The organism is Streptomyces sp. NPDC023573 (assembly GCF_055559735.1).
Genome location: NZ_JBVHKB010000001.1, coordinates 756,419 through 773,650, shown reverse-complemented (window position 1 = coordinate 773,650; position 17,232 = coordinate 756,419). Strand labels below are relative to the sequence as shown.

Below are 17,232 nucleotides of genomic sequence, written 5' to 3'. Positions count from 1 at the left end.
CGGTCAGTCGACCTCGGCCAGCGCCTCCGCGAACTGCGCGGCGTACAGCCGGGCGTACGCCCCGCGGGCGGCCAGCAGCCCCTCGTGCGTGCCCTGTTCGACGATCGAGCCGTTCTCCATCACCAGGATCACGTCCGCGTCCCGGATGGTGGAGAGCCGGTGCGCGATCACGAAGCTGGTACGGCCGTGGGCCAGCCGCGCCATCGCCTTCTGGATCAGCACCTCGGTCCGGGTGTCCACCGAGCTGGTGGCCTCGTCGAGCACCAGGATCACCGGGTCGGACAGGAACGCCCGGGCGATGGTGATCAGCTGCTTCTCGCCCGCGCTGACCCCGGCCCCGTCGTCGTCGATCACCGTGTCGTACCCGTCGGGCAGGGTACGGACGAAGCGGTCGGCGTGGGCGGCCCGCGCCGCCTCCTCGATCTCCTCCCGGGTGACCTCACGCGACGCGCCGTAGGCGATGTTCTCCGCGATCGTGCCGCCGAACAGCCAGGTGTCCTGGAGCACCATGCCTATGCCCGAGCGGAGTTCGTCACGCGACATCTTCGCCGCGTCGACCCCGTCCAGGACGATCCGGCCGCCCGTCACCTCGTAGAACCGCATCAGCAGGTTGACCAGCGTCGTCTTGCCGGCGCCGGTCGGGCCGACGATGGCGACCGTGTGGCCGGGCTCCACGCTCAGCGAGAGATCCTCGATGAGGGGCTTCTCCGGGTCGTAGCGGAAGGACACGTTCTCCAGCGAGACGCTGCCGCGCCGCTCCTGGGGCCGCTCCGCCGGATCCGGGTCGGGCTCCTGCTCCTCGGCGTCCAGCAGTCCGAAGACCCGCTCCGCGGACGCGATACCCGACTGCACCAGGTTCGCCATCGAGGCGACCTGCGTCAGCGGCATCGAGAACTGCCGTGAGTACTGGATGAACGCCTGCACGTCACCGATCGACAGCGCGCCCGACGCCACCCGCAGACCGCCGACGACCGCGACCAGCACGTAGTTCAGATTCGACACGAACATCATCAGCGGCTGCATGATCCCGCTGTTGAACTGGGCCTTGAAGCCCGCCTCGTACAGCGCGTCGTTCTGCTCGGCGAAGTCCTTCGCGGACTCCTCCTGCCGCCCGAAGACCTTCACCAGGGCGTGGCCGGTGTACATCTCCTCGATGTGCGCGTTGAGCCTGCCCGTCACCTTCCACTGCGCCACGAAGTGCGGCTGCGACCGCTTGCCCACCCGGGCCGCGACGAAGACGGAAAGCGGGATCGTCACCAGCGCCACCAGGGCGAGCAGTGGCGAGATCCAGAACATCATGATCAGCACGCCGACGATGGTCAGCAGGGAGTTGATGAGCTGGCCCATCGTCTGCTGCATCGTCTGCGAGATGTTGTCGATGTCGTTCGTCGCCCGGCTCAGCACCTCACCGCGCTGCTGCCGGTCGAAGTAGGAGAGCGGGAGCCGCGCCAACTTGGTCTGCAGATCCTCGCGCAGCTGGAAGACGACCCGGTTGATCACCCGGATCGACAGCCGGGTCGACACCAGCATCATCAGCCCCGCGCCGACGTACACCACCAGCGCCGCCAGCAGGACCTGGCCCACCGTGCCGAAGTCGATGCCGTCGCCGGGGACGAAGTCCACCCCGGTCAGCATGTCGGCGAGTCCGCCGTCGCCCCGCTCGCGCAGGCCGTCGATGGCCTGTTCCTTCGTCGTGCCGTCCGGCATCTGCCGTCCGACGACACCCGCGAAGATCAGGTCGGTGGCCCCGCCGAGGATCTTGGGCCCCACGACGGAGAGCGCCACACTCAGGGTTCCCGCGCCCAGCATCAGATACAGCGAGGACTTCTCCTTGCTGAACCGTCTCAGGAGCCGCTTCCCCGACCCCTTGAAGTCCATGGACCGCTCCGTGGGCCCCGCCATCATCCGTCCGCCCGGCCCTGCCATCAGGCGGCCTCCGCTTCCGTCAGCTGGGAGAGCACGATCTCCCGGTAGGTTTCGTTGCCTTCCATCAGCTCGTGATGGCTGCCCGTCCCGACGACCCGGCCCTCGTCGAGCACCAGGATCCGGTCGGCGTCACGGATCGTGGACACCCGCTGCGCCACGATCACCACGGTCGCCCCCGCCGTCTCGCGGGACAGCGCACCGCGCAGCGCGGCGTCCGTCGCGTAGTCCAGCGCCGAGAACGAGTCGTCGAAGAGATAGATCTCCGGCTGCTGCACCAGCGTCCGCGCGATCGCCAGCCGCTGCCGCTGGCCGCCGGAGACATTGGTGCCGCCCTGGGCGATCGGCGCGTCGAGACCGTGCTCCAGCCGCTCCACGAAGTCCTTGGCCTGCGCCACCTCCAGCGCGTGCCACAGCTCCTCGTCGGTCGCCTCCGGATTGCCGTAGCGCAGATTCGTCGCGACCGTCCCCGAGAAGAGGTACGGCTTCTGCGGGACCAGGCTCACCGTCTTCGCCAGCAGGACCGGATCCAGCGTCCGCACGTCCGTACCGTCGACGAGCACATCGCCGTCCGTCGCGTCGAACAGCCGCGGTACGAGCCCGAGCAGCGTCGACTTCCCGCTGCCCGTCGACCCGATGATCGCGGTCGTCTCCCCGGGCCGCGCCTCGAGATCGACCGAGCGCAGCACCGGTTCCTCGGCACCCGGGAAGCGGAACTCCGCCCCTCGTATCTCCAGATGACCGTGCTTGAGCAGCTTCGTGACCGGGGCCGTGGGCGGCACCACGCTCGACTCGGTCTCCAGCACCTCCTGGATGCGCTCGGCGCAGACCTCGGCGCGCGGCACCATGATGAACATGAAGGTGGCCATCATCACCGACATGACGATCTGCATCAGATACGCGAGGAACGCGGTCAGCGCCCCGATCTGCATCCCGCCGCTGTCGATGCGGTGCGCCCCGAACCAGACCACGGCGATGGAGGACAGGTTCACCACGGTCATGACCGTCGGGAACATCAGGGCCATCAGCCGGCCCGTCGACACCGCGACGTCCGTGAGATCCGTGTTGGCGCCGCGGAAGCGTTCCTCCTCGTAGCGGTCACGGATGAAGGCGCGGATGACGCGGTTGCCGGTGATCTGCTCGCGCAGCACACGGTTCACCGTGTCCAGCCGCTCCTGCATCGTGCGGAACAGCGGCCGCATCCTGCGCACGATGAGGCTCACCGAGACGCCGAGCACGGGCAGCACGGCCAGCAGCACCGCCGACAGCGGAACGTCCTGGCCCAGCGCCATGATGACGCCGCCGACACACATGATGGGCGCCGACACCATCAGGGTGAACGACATCAGGACGAGCATCTGGACCTGCTGCACGTCATTGGTCGTACGAGTGATCAGCGAGGGCGCTCCGAACCGCCCCACCTCGCGGGCGGAGAAAGACTGCACCCGGCCGAACACCGACGCCCGCACATCGCGTCCCAGGGCGGAGGCCGTCCGGGCGCTGTAGTAGACCGCCCCGACGTTGCAGACGATCTGGATGACGCTGACGGCGATCATCACGCCGCCGAATTCCAGGATGTAACCCGTGTCACCCTTCACGACACCGTTGTCGATGATGTCCGCGTTGAGGCTGGGCAGATAAAGACTCGCGCAGGTCTGCAGAAGTTGGAGGAGCACCAGCAGCACGATGGGACGTCTGTACGGACCCAGATGGGTCCGCAGGAGTTTTATGAGCACACGAGTCTCTCGGAGTCGGCGAGGGCAGAGGCCGGTCCATACTCCGGCACCCCCCACCCCGACTGCCAACGCTTTTGACCAAGTCCCGGTCAAATCCCGGGACCGCTCCGCTCAGGCGGTTCCACCGAACGCCCCGGGATGGATCTGGTCCCTGGTCGCCCCGTACTGCTGGCGTACCGCGCTGCCCACGGCGAGCTCATCCCCCGGCTCCAGCACCTGCGCGGCCGCGCCCTGCCAGGCCGGGGGAGTACGCGGGTCGAGCTTCCCCTCCGCGACCCCGAGAGCCCACGCCGCCTGCCGCGCCGCGCCCAGCGCCGCGTACTCGGCGGGCTGCGGCACGACGACCTGGGTCCCGAACAACGCGGGCGCCAGCGCCCGCACGGCGGGCAGTTCGGCGGCGGCACCCAGCAGGAACACCCGCCGCACCTCCACGCCCCGGTCCCGCAGCACGTCCAGGGCATCGGCCAGCGAACACAGCATCCCCTCGAAGGACGCCCGCGCCAGGTGCTCGGGCTTCATCGACTCGCGCCGCAGCCCGCTCAGCGTGCCCGCGGTGTGCGGCAGGTGCGGGGTGCGCTCACCCTCCAGATAGGGGAGCAGGACGAGACCCGAGGAGCCCGGCGTCGACTTCAGAGCCAGCGCGGACAGCTCGTCGAGGCCCTCCAGGCCCAGCATCTCGGCCGTGCCGCGCAGTGCGCGTACGGCGTTCGACGTGTGGACGACCGGCAGATGCATCCCGGTCGCGTCGGCGAAGGAGGTGATCATCCCCGTGGGGTCGGCCAGCGCCTCGTGGTGCACGGCCATCACCGAACCCGAGGCGCCCAGCGACACCACGGCGTCCCCGACCGCGACGCCCAGCCCGAAGGCAGCGGCCATCGTCTCGCCGGTGCCCGCCGAGATCAGCAGGCCTTCCGGAGTCGTCCCCGCGGCGTCGGCCGGTCCGAGGACCTCGGGCAGCGCGGCCTGGTGGCCGAGCGCGAGTTCCACGAGATCGGGCCGGTAGGACCCGGTCCCCGCCGACCAGTAACCGGTGCCGGACGCGGCACCGCGGTCGGTCGTACGCCGGGCGGGCCGGCCGAGGAGCTGCCACACCAGCCAGTCGTGCGGCTGCAGGACGGCGGCGACGCGCTGCGCGTTCTCCGGCTCCGACCGCACCAGCCAGCGGAGCTTCGCCACGGGCTGCGCGGCCTGCGGCACGGCCCCCACGGCCTCGGCCCAGGGCTGCCGCCCGCCGAGCCCGTCGATCAGATCCGCCGCGGCGGCCTGCGCCCGCCGGTCGTTGCCGAGCAGCGCCGGCCGTACGAGATTGCCCTGGTGATCCAGCGGCACCAGCCCGTGCTGCTGCGCGGACACACCGATGGCCTGCACGCCTTCGAGCAGCCCCCCGGAGGCCGCCTCCCCGAGGGAGAGCAGCCACGCCTGCGGATCCACCTCCGAGGACTTGGCCTCGATGGGATGCGCGGCGTACCCCTGCCGCAGCACCTCACCGGTGTCCGTGTCGCAGACCACGATGTGCGTGAAGGCGGATGAACTGTCCAAGCCGGCCACTATGCCCATGGGGATGATTCTGCCGCACCCGGAGACCGTCGCGTACGCGGACCGTTCCGTACCGGGCGGGTGCCCGGTACGGAACGGGCCTCAGGTGTTCGTCGTCCCCCAGTCGTCGCCGGCGCCGTGGCCGTTGCGCTCCCGCAGCGAGCGCACCCGGTCGGAGACGGACACGGGGACCTTGTCCCCGACCTTCTCGCTCACCGAGTGGTACGCCTTGCCGGCGAAGTCCCGGCCGCCGTGCGCGGCGGACTCCGCCGCGTTCCGCACAGCGGGGTTCTCGGCCAGCGTCTGCGCGGCCTTCTTGAGCTGCTCGTAACGCTCGCGCCCGGCTCGCGTGCCGAGCACGTAACCGAGCGCCACTCCGGCGATGAACGTGAGCCGGTACCGCATGGCTGCCACCCTTCCTTCGCTCCGTGCGACGTGTGCTGCCCGCCTACCCGCACTCGCCGAGATCACCCCGGGAGATACCGATTGGCGGAGCACCCCCCTGGTTGCGCTAATGTATGTGTCGCAGCGAACGCGCGCCGCTCGGCAGCCGCCAGGCAGGTACGTTTCGAGGCAACGCAGCAATCCCCTGTAGCTCAATTGGCAGAGCAGCCGGCTGTTAACCGGCAGGTTACTGGTTCGAGTCCAGTCGGGGGAGCGCGATCCCCTGTAGCTCAATTGGCAGAGCATTCGGCTGTTAACCGGAGGGTTACTGGTTCGAGTCCAGTCGGGGGAGCGATACGGAAGAGGGTCCTTCGGGGCCCTTTTTCGTGTGCCCGCACAGGGCGTTCCGTGACTCTTTCGGGGTGTTTCCGCCCGGCCCGGAACCGGGCAGCACGCAGCGCGGTCTTCATGGTCATGCGAAGCCGACCATCCGCAGCAGGAGATCGTATGACCGGCTATGCTGCGGCAGAAGGCGCGCACACTTGTACGCGCCACGCCGTAACGGGGCGGTAGCTCAGCCGGTTAGAGCAGCGGACTCATAATCCGTCGGCCGTGGGTTCGAGTCCCACCCGCCCCACTCAGCATCCCCAGGCAGAATCGTTCTGACCTGGGGAAACGCGTTTTCCGGGGGCGTTTTCCGTGCAGCGGACGCTGCACGGAGGTGCGGCGAACGTGGCGCTTGGGGCAGGCGCGGCAAGCCTTACGTGGCTGTGACCTGGGCCTTTTCCGGTTCCGTGTCCGTGGGAGCGTTATGAACGCTCCCACGCCTCCACCTGGACCACAGGATTTATGGCGCATCACACTAGATCATCGATGCTGCGGCGTTTGGACGTCCACCGTGCTGCCCGGTCTGTCGATGCCGGGAATGGGAGTGCGTTCGGCCTGCCGCCGCAACATGCCTGAACGCCCCCTGGGCGGACAGAAGTTTGCTGTGCGTCTGTGGGTTCGTCGGGTACGGCCATCCGGATTCCGCACCGGGCGACCGTGTGCCGGGTCCCCGCCGGGCCGCTCACCCGGCGGCGTCGGCGACGGCCGCGAGGGCCTGGGAGAAGGCGCGGGTGCGGGCGGTCTCGTAGTTGCGGTGCCACACGAGGGCGAGAAAGGAGTCCTGGAGGCCGGTGAGGGGAACGAAGGTGACCGCGCGGCGGCCGTAGTAGTCGGCGGTGGGGTGACACAGCAGCATCGCGCCTCGGTCCGCCTGTACCAGCGCCAGGCCCTCCTGGAGGGTGCCTACCGAGGGGCCGGCGGGGATGGGGCGGCCCCCAGGAGTGACGGCCGGGGCCTGGGCGCGGCGCCAGTACTCCGGGGCCGCGCCGTGGACGCCGATGAGCGAACAGGCTGCAAGGTCCTCGGCGCCGAGGGCGTCGCGCTTCGCGAAGGGGTGCCGGGTGGACACGGCCAGGGACTGCGGCTGCTTGGAGAAGACCTGTCCCAGCACCAACTCGCTCTCCTGGACCGGCATCAGCACCACCGCCGTGTCGACCTCCTGCCGGTGCACCGGGCCGAAGGGATCGGAGAACGGGATCTCCACGATCTCGGTGGCACACTCCGGATACCGGCTCTGGAAGAGTGCGATGGCGTTCATGACCTGGTCGTTGGCCGTGCCCTGGAAGCCGATGCGGAGCAGCCCGCCGACTCCGCGCGCCACGTCCCGGGCCTCGTCGATCGTCTTCACGATGGAGTCGAAGGCCGGGCGCAGCCCCGCCAGGAACTGCTCGCCGAGCGGCGTGAGCCGGACGCGGCGGCTGGTGCGCTCGACGAGCCGGGCACCGATCTTGCTCTCCAGGGACCGCAGCAGCTGGCTGATCCGGCTCTGCGAGACGTACAGGCGTTCTCCCGCCCGTCCGAAGTGAAGTTCGTCGGCCAGCGCGAGAAAGGCCTCCAACTCGCGGGCGTCCAGACTGCTCACAGCGGTTTCTCCCTTATCGCGGCACCGGTGTCGCGGACGGCCGGTCTATCGATGAGCTTTACTCATAGAAGGATGAGAGGTTGGCCGTTGTTCCCTCACCGCGCGGTCTGTTGGCTGGACGCATGACGCAGGTTGAGGAATCCACAGGCACACCACCCGCCCGACAGAGGTCGCCGCTCAGTGGCTGGCTGGGCGTGGTGGCCCTGGCGCTGGGCACGTTCACGGTGGTCACGTCCGAAATGCTGCCCGTCGGGCTGCTGACCCCGATGGGCGAGTCGCTGAGGGTCTCCGAAGGGGTGGCGGGCCTCACGCTGACGATCACCGGCCTGGTCGCGGCGGTCTCGTCCCCGGTGCTCGTCTCGATGCTGGGCAGGACCGACCGCCGGATGGCGCTCTGTGCGCTGGTCGCCGTGCTGGTGATCGGCAACCTGGGCGCGGCCTGGGCTCCGAACTTCGGGATCATGATCGTGGCCCGCGTCCTGGTCGGCATCGGCATGGGTGGCGTCTGGGCCATCGCAGCCGGCCTCACCGTGCGGCTGGTGCCGGCGAAATCGGTCGGCCCCGCCACCTCGCTGGTCTTCAGCGGCATCGCCGTGGCATCCGTGCTGGGCGTTCCGGCCGGCACGTACCTGGGAGCGGCGGCTGGCTGGCGGTCCGCGTTTCTCGCGGCCGCCGGGCTCGGACTGGTGGTGCTGGTCGCGGCGGCGGTCCTGCTGCCCCGGCTGCCCGCGGAGCGTGCGCTTCCGCTCGGCGGGGTGATGGGGCTGTTCGGCAATGCTCAGGTGCGTACGGGCCTCATCGTGGTCGGCTTCGTGGTGACCGGCCACTTCGCCGCGTACACCTACATCAGGCCGGTGCTGGAGGACGTCTCCGGCGTCGGCGCGGGAATGATCGGCACGCTGCTCCTGGTGTACGGGGTCGCCGGTGTGGCCGGGAACTTCCTGGCCGGGGCCGGGGCGGCCCGCTCGCCGCGCAGGACACTGCTGGTGATCAGCGCGGTCATGGCGGCCACCGTGATCGCGCTGCCGTGGCTGGGCGGGTCGGTGGCTCTCGCCGCCGTGCTGATGGTGGTCTGGGGCCTGAGCTACGGAGGTGTCTCGGTCAGCACGCAGACCTGGATCCTGCTCGCCTCGCCGGACGCCCGCGAGGCGGCATCCTCGCTGTTCGTCGGGGTGTTCAACGGAGCCATCGCGCTCGGCGCGCTGATCGGCGGGCTCGCGGCGGACGGCATCGGCATCACGGCGGTGATGTGGGTGGGTGGAGCGCTCGCGGTGGGCGCGCTGGTGACCACGACGGTCGGCCGGTCTCCCACGCCGGCCGTCGGAGCCTGACCGCCCGGGCGTACGGGCAGTCACCGCACCTCTGTCAAGCGAACGGTGCCCGGGGGTGAGCGTCCCCCGGGCACCGGCGCGGGCGTGGACAGGTCCGGCCCGATGATGTGGCGCGGCTGTCCGGTCCGGGTTACGGCCGGCCGGCCGGCTCCCCGGTGCGCGGCAGGGTGGCGAGGAACTTGGTCATCGCGTCGGCCCACGCCTCCGGGCGTTCCGCGGCGATGGCGTGGCCGCAGTCCAGCGTGACCAGCTCGGCGTGCGGGATGCCGTCGGCGAGTTCGCGTGAGTGAAAAGGAGTGGTGATCAGGTCGGCCAGGGGGGAGATCACGAGGGTGGGAACGCTGATCGAGTGGAGATCTTCCCGCACATCGATGTGGTCGAACATCGCCAGCTGCGCGTCGGCTCCGGCCGGCATTCCTGCGGAGAACAGGACCAGCTGCTCCTCGACTTCCTCCGGGGTGCGTCCGTCGAGCCACTGCGGGCCGCCGACAACGAGAGAGAGATAAGACGCGAGGGCCCTGGGATTGACGGTGTCACGGGCGAGCGCACGCCAGGTGTCGATGACGAGGCGCAGCCGGGAGTTCGGATAGGCGAAACCCGATGACAGGATGAGTCCGGTCACCCGTTCGCGATGACGGGTGGCCGCTCGGACGGCCACGGCCGTCCCCATGGAGAATCCGGATATGGCGAAGGATTCGATGCCTGCGCGCACGGCGCTCGCCACAAGGTAATCCGCTGTGCCGTCCAGTGTGAGCGGGCCTTGAGGTAAGGGGCATTTTCCGGACCCGGGGAAATCGGGCCCGACCACGGTGCTGACTGCGGAGAGCCGCTCGATCACCGGCCCATAACTGTCCTGAATGTCACTTCCCGCACCATGTGCAAGGAGAAGACCTGGTCCTTTGCCGACTTTCAATGGGTCGGGTATCAAGCCTGCGTCAATGTCCATGCCGAGATCATAAGTGGTCTCTCGTACGCGTTGCTGCCTCTCGATGAAATCTGTGTGGCGTTTTCAAAAAACTACTCGAACGAGTAGCCGTATCGACCAGATCGGTTAGTAGGGTGCTCGATGGAGCGCGGACGGTTCCGGGCTTCGATGGTGGCCGAAATGAATCGGCCAGAATGCCTATGGAAGGTGTAGCGGTGACCCCTGATCATGGCTTTGCGCTTACTTCATTCCAACGGGACATCTGGGTGTCCGATTCCATTGGATATCCGGACCCACAGTTCAACGTCGTCTTCGAGGAGGAGATCGGTACCGACGTGGACACCGAAATCCTGAGAGGGTGCCTTGAGCGGGTCCTCACACGCAACGACGCCTTCTCCCTGCGCTTCGACGAACAGGACGGCATACCCGTCCAGTGGTTCCACGACGGCACCGACGACGAGGAGGACGGCGCGGCCCCGGTGGCGGTCGTCGACTTCTCCGGCGCGAGCGACCCGGCCGCGGCACGCGCCGCCTGGCAGGCCCGCTCGCTGGCCCGGCCGTTCGTCCTGCGCCGCTCACCAATGTTCGCGGTCGCGATATTAGCGACCGGTCACGGACCCGCGCGGCTGCATCTCAAGGCCCATCACCTCATAGCCGACGCCTGGGCGCTCAACCAGGTCAGCCTCCAGATGTGGGCGGAGTACGACCGCGTCCAGGCCGCCGGGAACGACCCCGGCGCCTCCACCGGCGGCGCACCGCGACCGCCGTCCTTCCGCCGCCTCGCCGAGGCGGACGTCGCCTACCGCAGGTCCATCGCCTACGAACGCGACCGTTCCTTCCACCGCACCGCGCTGGAGGGCGTCGCCCCCGCTCTGTTCACGCGCAACCCTCTGCGGCCGGCCGACGCCGAACGGCCGAGGGTCCGCCACTCCTTCACCGTGGACGCCGAGCTGGCCACACGCATCCGCCGACAGGGCAGCTCCCCCTTCGCCTTCCTCTCCGCGGCCCTCGGCACGTATCTGGCGCGGCTCCACCGCACCGAGGAGGTCGTCCTAGGCATCCCCTTCCGTAACCGGGCCACCGACGCCGAGCTCACCGCCGTCGGACAGCGCGCGAACAGCCTGCCGGTACGGGTCGCCCCGCGTCCCGGCGCCTCCCTGCACCATCTCGCACGACGCGTCCGGGCCGGTGCCGACGCCGTACGCGGCCACGAGCGGCTCGCCCTCGGCGACGTACTGCGCGATCTCCCGGCCGACGCGGACGGTTCCCGCAAGCTCTTCGACGTCACGCTCTCCTACATGCGCCACCCGCGCCCGGACGGCCGGGGACACGCTGCCGTACTCGCCCCGGTGCACGTCCAGGACGCGCTGTCCGTCATGGTCAACGTCTCCGGTGACGACGGGGACCTGCACATCGACCTCGACGGCGCCCCCGACGTCTTCGACGACGACTTCCCGCTCCACGCCGTCGCCGGGCATCTGCTCACCCTGCTGGAGAGCGGCGTCGCCGAACCGGAGCGCCCGGCGGAGGAGTTGCCGCTGACGACCGAGGACGAGCGGCGCAGGCTCCTGGAGCAGAGCCGCGGCCCCGTCGTCGCCCACGCCCGGGACCGCACGCTGCACGACCTGATTGCCGAGCAGGCCGCACGGACACCCGACCGGATCGCCGTCCGGCCCTCGGACGGCTCCGCACCCCTCACCTACCGTGCGCTGGACACCCTCGCGAACCGGGTGGCGCACGGACTGCGGGCCCGGGGCATCGGCGCCGAGGACCGGGTCGCCGTGATGATGGAGCGCAGCCCTCAGCTGCTGGCCGTCCTGCTGGGAGTGCTCAAGGCAGGCGGCGCCTACGTGCCGGTGGACCCCGGCTACCCCGCCGAACGCATCGCCCTGCTTCTCCGCGACAGCGGCGCTCGCGCGGTGCTCGTGGACGCGGGATCGCCGCCTCCGCCGGCCGAGGACGGCGTCGTGGTGATCGGCGCCGACGAACTGGCCGACGGCCCGGACACGCCGCCGGAACCCGCCACGGACGCGCGCGGCCTCGCCTACGTCATCTACACCTCGGGCTCCACCGGCAGGCCCAAAGGCGTCATGGTCGAGCACCACTCGGTCGTCAACCGGCTGGCCTGGATGCAGAACCGCTACCCGATCGGCGACGACGACGTCCTGCTGCAGAAGACGCCCATCTCGTTCGACGTCTCGGTGTGGGAGCTGTTCTGGTGGGCCGTCGAGGGCGCGAGCCTGTCGCTGTTGCCGCCGGACGGCCAGAAGGACCCGCGCACCATCCTCGACACCCTGGCCAGGCACAGGGTCACCACCGCGCACTTCGTCCCCTCCATGCTCGGGCCGTTCCTGGACCTGCTGGAGGTTCGTCCCGACCTGCGCCAGGAAGCGGCTTCGCTGCGCCGGGTCTTCTGCAGCGGAGAGGCCCTGCCCGCCGCACTCGTCGAGCAGTTCAACCGAGTCTTCGACGGGGCGGGGCGGCCGCCGCTGCTGGTGAACCTGTACGGGCCGACCGAGGCCACCGTCGACGTGTCCTACCACGACTGCCCCGCCGGCCCCGAGGCCTCCGTGACCCGGGTGCCCATCGGCCGCCCCGTCGACAACACCCAGCTGTACGTGCTGGACACGCACGGAAACCTCCAGCCCGGCGGCGTACCCGGCGAACTATGCATCGGCGGTGTCCAGGTGGCCCGAGGCTATCTGGACCGCCCCGAGCTGACCGCGGAGAAGTTCACCGACGACCCGTTCGCACCCGGAGGCCGCGTCTATCGCACCGGCGACCTGGCCCGGTGGCTGGCGGACGGCACCGTGGAGTACCTCGGCCGGATCGACGGGCAAGTGAAGATCCGCGGCAACCGGGTGGAGCTGGGCGAGGTGCAGAACCAGCTCGCCCAGGTGGCCGGGGTGCGCACCGCCCTGGTTGTGGACCACCACTCCACCGCGCGCGGTGCCTACCTCGTCGCCTACTACGTCTCCGACGCGGAGCTGGACGTACGACGGCTGGACGCCGAACTCCGTGCCGCCCTGCCCGCCTTCATGGTGCCCGCCCACTTCGTACGGATCGACCGGGTGCCGCTGACACCCAACGGCAAGGCCGACCGGCGCGCCCTGCCCGCACCGGTGACCGCTCCCGAGAGCGCCCCGGCCACCGCGCGCAATCCCGTCGAGGAGACGATCGCCGCGATCTGGGCCGACGTGCTCGGCCGGGACGCCGTCGGTATCGACGAGGACTACTTCGCGCTCGGCGGCGACTCCATCACCGTGCTCCGGGTGCGCGCGCTGGCCGAGAAGCAGGGCATTCACTTCACGCTCAACGATGTGGTGAGCCACCCCACGGTGGCGGCGCTGGCCGAACGCGCCACCACCGGAGCGGCCGGTGGGTCCCGGCGGCTGGAGCCGTTCGAGCTGGTCTCCGGGGTGGACCGGGCCCGCCTGGCGGGCCGGGAGGACGCCTATCCGCTCACCCGCCTCCAGCTCGGCCTGATCTATCACAGCCGGGCCCAGGAGGACTCCGCCGTCTACCACGACGTCTTCCGGTACAGCTTCACCTTCGGATGGGATGCGGAAAGGTTTGAGCAGGCGTTCGCGCGCCTGGTCGCCCGGCATCCCGTCCTGCGCTCCGCCTTCGACCTCGGAGGCTTCTCCGAACCGTTGCAGATCGTGGACCGCACGGCCGCGCACGGTCTGCGCATCGTCGACCTCCGCGACCGCGACGAGGCGGAGGCGGAAGCGGAGATCGGCGCCCATGTCGACGAACGCCGCTACTGGCGCTACGACATGGAGCAGGCACCCCTCTACCACTTCCGGGTGCACGTGCGGCCGGAGACCGTGGAGTTGGTGCTGAGCTTCCACCACGCGATCCTCGACGGCGGCAGCGTCGCCAACCTGGTGCGGGAGCTGCTCCAGGACTACCTCCACAGCCTGGGCCTGGACATCCCGGCCGTCCCCGTACGGGAGCTGCCCTCGGCCGCCCACCACGTGCTCGCCGAGCGCAACGCGCTGGAGTCCGCGTCGAGCAAGGAGTTCTGGACCGGCTACCTCAAGGACGTCGAACTGCTCCGCCTGGAATCCTTCCGGCAGCACGAGGCGCCCGGCCCGGACGACCTGATCACCCGCGTCGTCGACCTGCCTGACGAACTCACCGCCGACGCGCGCGCCTTCGCCGCCGGCCGCCAGCTGACCATGAAGTCCGTACTGTTCGCGGCGCACGTCCTCGCGCTCCGCCTGTACTCCGGCACCGAGGACGTCACCACCGGCCTGGTCACCCACGGACGTCCCGAGTACGAGGATGCCGAGCGCACCGCCGGCCTGTTCCTCAACACCCTCCCGGTCCGCGTCGACACCGCCCAGCCCACCTGGGCCGACGTGGTCGAGGAGGCGCTCCGCCAGGAACGGGCCACCTACCCCCACCGCCGCTACCCGCTCAGTGCCGTCCAGGAGGACCTCGGCGTCACCGTCCTGGAGACGGCCTTCAACTACATCCACTTTCGGCAGCTGACCGAGGTGTTCGCGCTACCCGGCGTCGCCATGCGCTCCTTCCGGACCTGGGAGGAGACCAACTTCCAGCTTCTGGTCAACGCCATGACCGACCCGGTCGACGGCCGGATCCAGCTCCGGATCGACTGCCACGGACGCACCTTCACCCCGGCCCAGGCCGACCTGTACGCCGAAGGCTTCACCGCCGTCCTGGCGCACCTGGTCCGCCATCCCGACGAACCGGCCGATCCCGGGCTGCTGGAACTGCCGACCGCCGCTCCCGCACCCGGACACACCGCGGCCGAGCCGTTCATGGACGTGGTCGCCGCCGTACGGGAGCAGACGCTGCGCACCCCGGGCGCGAGGGCCGTGGCCCACGGCCGGGAGAGCCTCACCTACGCCGAACTCGGCGAGGCCTCCGACCGGGTGGCGCGCCGGCTGATCGCCCTCGGCGCCCGGCCCGGCGACCGGATCGGCATCGCCATGAACCGCTCACCGGAGACCGTCACCGTGATCCTCGGTGTGATGAAGGCGGGCGCCGCGACCGTACCGCTGGACCTCGCCTATCCGGTCGAGCGGCTCCTGGACATGGTGGCGCAGGCCCGTCCCTTCCGGATCATCACCGGCGCCGAGCAGCCGGAGGGCCTCGGGAGCGTCTCGCCCCTGGTTCCCGCCGCCGAACTGCTCGCCGCCGGGCCCGACGAAGGCGACGACGCCTCGGCGGAGCCGCGCCGGATCGCGCCGGAGGACACGGCGTACATCCTCTTCACCTCCGGATCCACGGGCCGGCCCAAGGGAGTCGTCCAGTCCCACCGGACGCTCGGCCGCCTGATCGCCTGGCAGAACAGCATCCCCAGCGGCGTCGTGGGAGGCGTCACCGCGCAGTACGCGCCGATGAGCTTCGACGTCTCCTTCCAGGAGATCTTCTCCACGCTCTGCGGCGGCGGCACCCTGGTCGTCTTGGCCGAGGAGCAGCGCCGCGACATGCCGGCCCTGCTGCGGCTGCTCGACGAGGAGCGCGTCCAACGGGTGTGCCTGCCCTACGTGGCGCTCCAGCAGCTCGCCGAGACCTCCCAGGCACTGAGCCTGGTCCCACACCATCTCAAGGCGCTGCTCTCCTCCGGGGAACAGCTGCGGGTCACCGACGAGATCCGCCGACTGTGCGCCCAGTTGCCCGGGATCATCCTGGAGAACCAGTACGGGCCTACCGAGTCGCACGTCGTCACTAGTCACACCATGACGGGTGATCCCGCCGCCTTCCCGGCGATGCCTCCCATCGGCACCGCCATCGACGGGAGCCGGGCCCTGGTCCTGGACGCCCGGCTGCGACCGGTGCCCGCCGGCGTGAAGGGCGAGATCTACCTAGCCGGATCCTGCCTGGCCGACGGCTATGTGGGACTGCCCGAACTGACCGAGGAGCGCTTCCTGCCGCACCCCTTCGGGGCTCCCGGCGAGCGGCTCTACCGGACCGGTGACCTCGGCTTCACTCTCCCGGGCGGTGAGATCGTGTGCCTGGGCCGGGCGGACTCCCAGGTCAAGATTCGCGGCTACCGCGTGGAGCCCTCGGAGGTGGAGCTCGCGATCACCGGTTTCCTCGGCGACCACTTGGGCCTGACCGAAGCGGCCGTCGTCGCCCGCCGGCGCCGGGACGACGAGTCGTTCCTGGCCGCCTTCCTGGTCGGGCGGCTCTCCGACGCCGGGCGGGACCTGCTGGACAAGCAACTGCGCACCGTGCTGCCCGAGTACATGGTGCCCTCGCACTACCAGGTCGTGGATGCCCTGCCCCTCACCCCGAGCGGGAAGCGGGACGACGCGGCGCTGAGGCGGGTTCCGCTCGCCGCGAGCACGGCGCACGACGTCACACCGCCGCGCGACGCCTACGAACACACACTCGCCGACATCGTCCGCGACCACCTCCAGCTGTCCGAACTCGGAGTCCACCAGAACTTCTTCGACCTGGGCGGCACCTCGCTCACCGCGATGCGGCTGGTGGTCGTGATCGAGCAGCGCTACGGCATCAACGTCCCCATGTCGGAGTTCGTCGCCGCGCCGACCGTCGCGTCCCTCGCCGCCAGGCTGCGCTCCGGCGGGGCCGAGGGTGCGTTCGATCCGCTCGTCCCGATTCGCGGGAACGGCACCAAGCGGCCGATGTTCTTCGTCCACCCCATGGGCGGCAACGTGCTCTGCTATCTCCGGTACGCCGCCCATCTCCCGGACGACCAACCGTTCTACGCGCTCCAGGCGGCCGGTGTCGACGCCGGCACCGAACCGCTCCGTACGGTCGAGGAGATCGCCGCCCGCTACATCGAGTCCATCCGGCGCGTCCAGCCCACCGGCCCCTACACCATCGGCGGCTGGTCCTTCGGCGGGTTCGTGGCCTTCGAGATCGCCCGCCAGCTGCGGGCGGCAGGGGAGCGGCTCCAGCGCCTGGTCCTGCTGGACACGACGGCGCTCAACCCAGGCCGCCGACTCACCACTGACGACGACGCGCTGCTCGGCTGGTTCTTCTGGGAGCTGCTGTGGCTCCGGCGGGGCGGGGACTCGCCCATGGAGCTGATCCCTGTCGAACTGAACACGCTGGAGGAGAAGTTCGATTTCATCGCCCAACTCGCCATCGACGAAGGTGTGCTCCCTGCCGGCAGTACCGGCACGATCGTACGGAGGCTGTTCCGGGTGTACGAGGCGAACTGGCGGGCGGCGTTCGACTACCGCCCCGATCCGGTCGAGCAGGACACGGTGCTCATCCGGGCCACCGAGCCGCTGCCCGCGGTCCTCGACACCATGCACACCGCGATCGACAGCATGCACAAGGACCCGTCCAACGGGTGGCGGGAGCGCACAAGCGGCAAGCTAGACGTCGTCCTCGTCCCCGGAGACCACCTGACCATCATGGAGGAGCCGCACATCGGCCACATGGTCAGGACCGTCGACGAACTGATCGGGCACTGAG

At 69.9% G+C, this 17,232-nt stretch carries 8 protein-coding genes and 3 tRNA genes; 5 read left to right on the top strand and 6 right to left on the bottom strand.

Features of this window, described 5'->3' with window-relative positions:
* Positions 1-3 precede the first annotated feature (3 nt).
* The 4 genes from ACZ32T_RS03545 to ACZ32T_RS03530 form a co-directional block, all read right to left on the bottom strand.
* Positions 4-1,926, bottom strand: coding sequence for an ABC transporter ATP-binding protein (locus ACZ32T_RS03545; RefSeq protein WP_467262529.1), 1,923 nt, complete (start codon positions 1,924-1,926; stop codon positions 4-6).
* Entirely contained in the window at positions 1,926-3,659 is a 1,734-nt protein-coding gene (locus tag ACZ32T_RS03540; protein WP_467365154.1) for an ABC transporter ATP-binding protein, read from the bottom strand. The genes ACZ32T_RS03545 and ACZ32T_RS03540 overlap by 1 nt, the downstream gene beginning before the upstream one ends.
* A gap of 111 nt (positions 3,660-3,770) precedes the next feature.
* Positions 3,771-5,216, bottom strand: coding sequence for an FGGY family carbohydrate kinase (locus tag ACZ32T_RS03535; RefSeq protein WP_467365152.1), 1,446 nt, complete (start codon positions 5,214-5,216; stop codon positions 3,771-3,773).
* Between the two features lie 81 nt (positions 5,217-5,297).
* Positions 5,298-5,609, bottom strand: coding sequence for a YtxH domain-containing protein (locus ACZ32T_RS03530; protein WP_467262524.1), 312 nt, complete (start codon positions 5,607-5,609; stop codon positions 5,298-5,300).
* A 171-nt stretch (positions 5,610-5,780) separates the two neighbouring features.
* Between ACZ32T_RS03530 and ACZ32T_RS03525 the strand changes: the two genes are divergently transcribed.
* From ACZ32T_RS03525 to ACZ32T_RS03515, 3 genes are all read left to right on the top strand, one after another.
* Positions 5,781-5,853: transfer RNA gene (locus ACZ32T_RS03525), tRNA-Asn, on the top strand.
* 5 nt (positions 5,854-5,858) lie between these two features.
* Positions 5,859-5,931, top strand: a tRNA-Asn gene (locus ACZ32T_RS03520).
* 211 nt (positions 5,932-6,142) lie between these two features.
* A tRNA-Ile gene (locus tag ACZ32T_RS03515) sits at positions 6,143-6,216 on the top strand.
* Between the two features lie 432 nt (positions 6,217-6,648).
* On the opposite strand, the gene ACZ32T_RS03510 is transcribed toward ACZ32T_RS03515, so the two are convergent.
* Positions 6,649-7,548 carry a LysR family transcriptional regulator gene (locus ACZ32T_RS03510; protein ID WP_364947699.1) on the bottom strand — a complete coding sequence of 300 codons (900 nt, stop codon included), beginning with the start codon at positions 7,546-7,548 and terminating at the stop codon, positions 6,649-6,651.
* 122 nt (positions 7,549-7,670) lie between these two features.
* Between ACZ32T_RS03510 and ACZ32T_RS03505 the strand changes: the two genes are divergently transcribed.
* Positions 7,671-8,879, top strand: coding sequence for an MFS transporter (locus ACZ32T_RS03505; protein WP_467365149.1), 1,209 nt, complete (start codon positions 7,671-7,673; stop codon positions 8,877-8,879).
* A 130-nt stretch (positions 8,880-9,009) separates the two neighbouring features.
* Here the strand turns inward: ACZ32T_RS03505 and ACZ32T_RS03500 are convergent, their stop codons facing one another.
* Positions 9,010-9,825, bottom strand: coding sequence for an alpha/beta fold hydrolase (locus tag ACZ32T_RS03500; RefSeq protein ID WP_467365148.1), 816 nt, complete (start codon positions 9,823-9,825; stop codon positions 9,010-9,012).
* A gap of 179 nt (positions 9,826-10,004) precedes the next feature.
* On the opposite strand from ACZ32T_RS03500, the gene ACZ32T_RS03495 reads away from it, so the two are divergent.
* The gene (locus ACZ32T_RS03495) at positions 10,005-17,231 is read left to right on the top strand and encodes an amino acid adenylation domain-containing protein (RefSeq protein WP_467365146.1); all 7,227 of its coding nucleotides are present in this window, start codon (positions 10,005-10,007) and stop codon (positions 17,229-17,231) included.
* The last annotated feature ends 1 nt before the right edge of the window (position 17,232 follow it).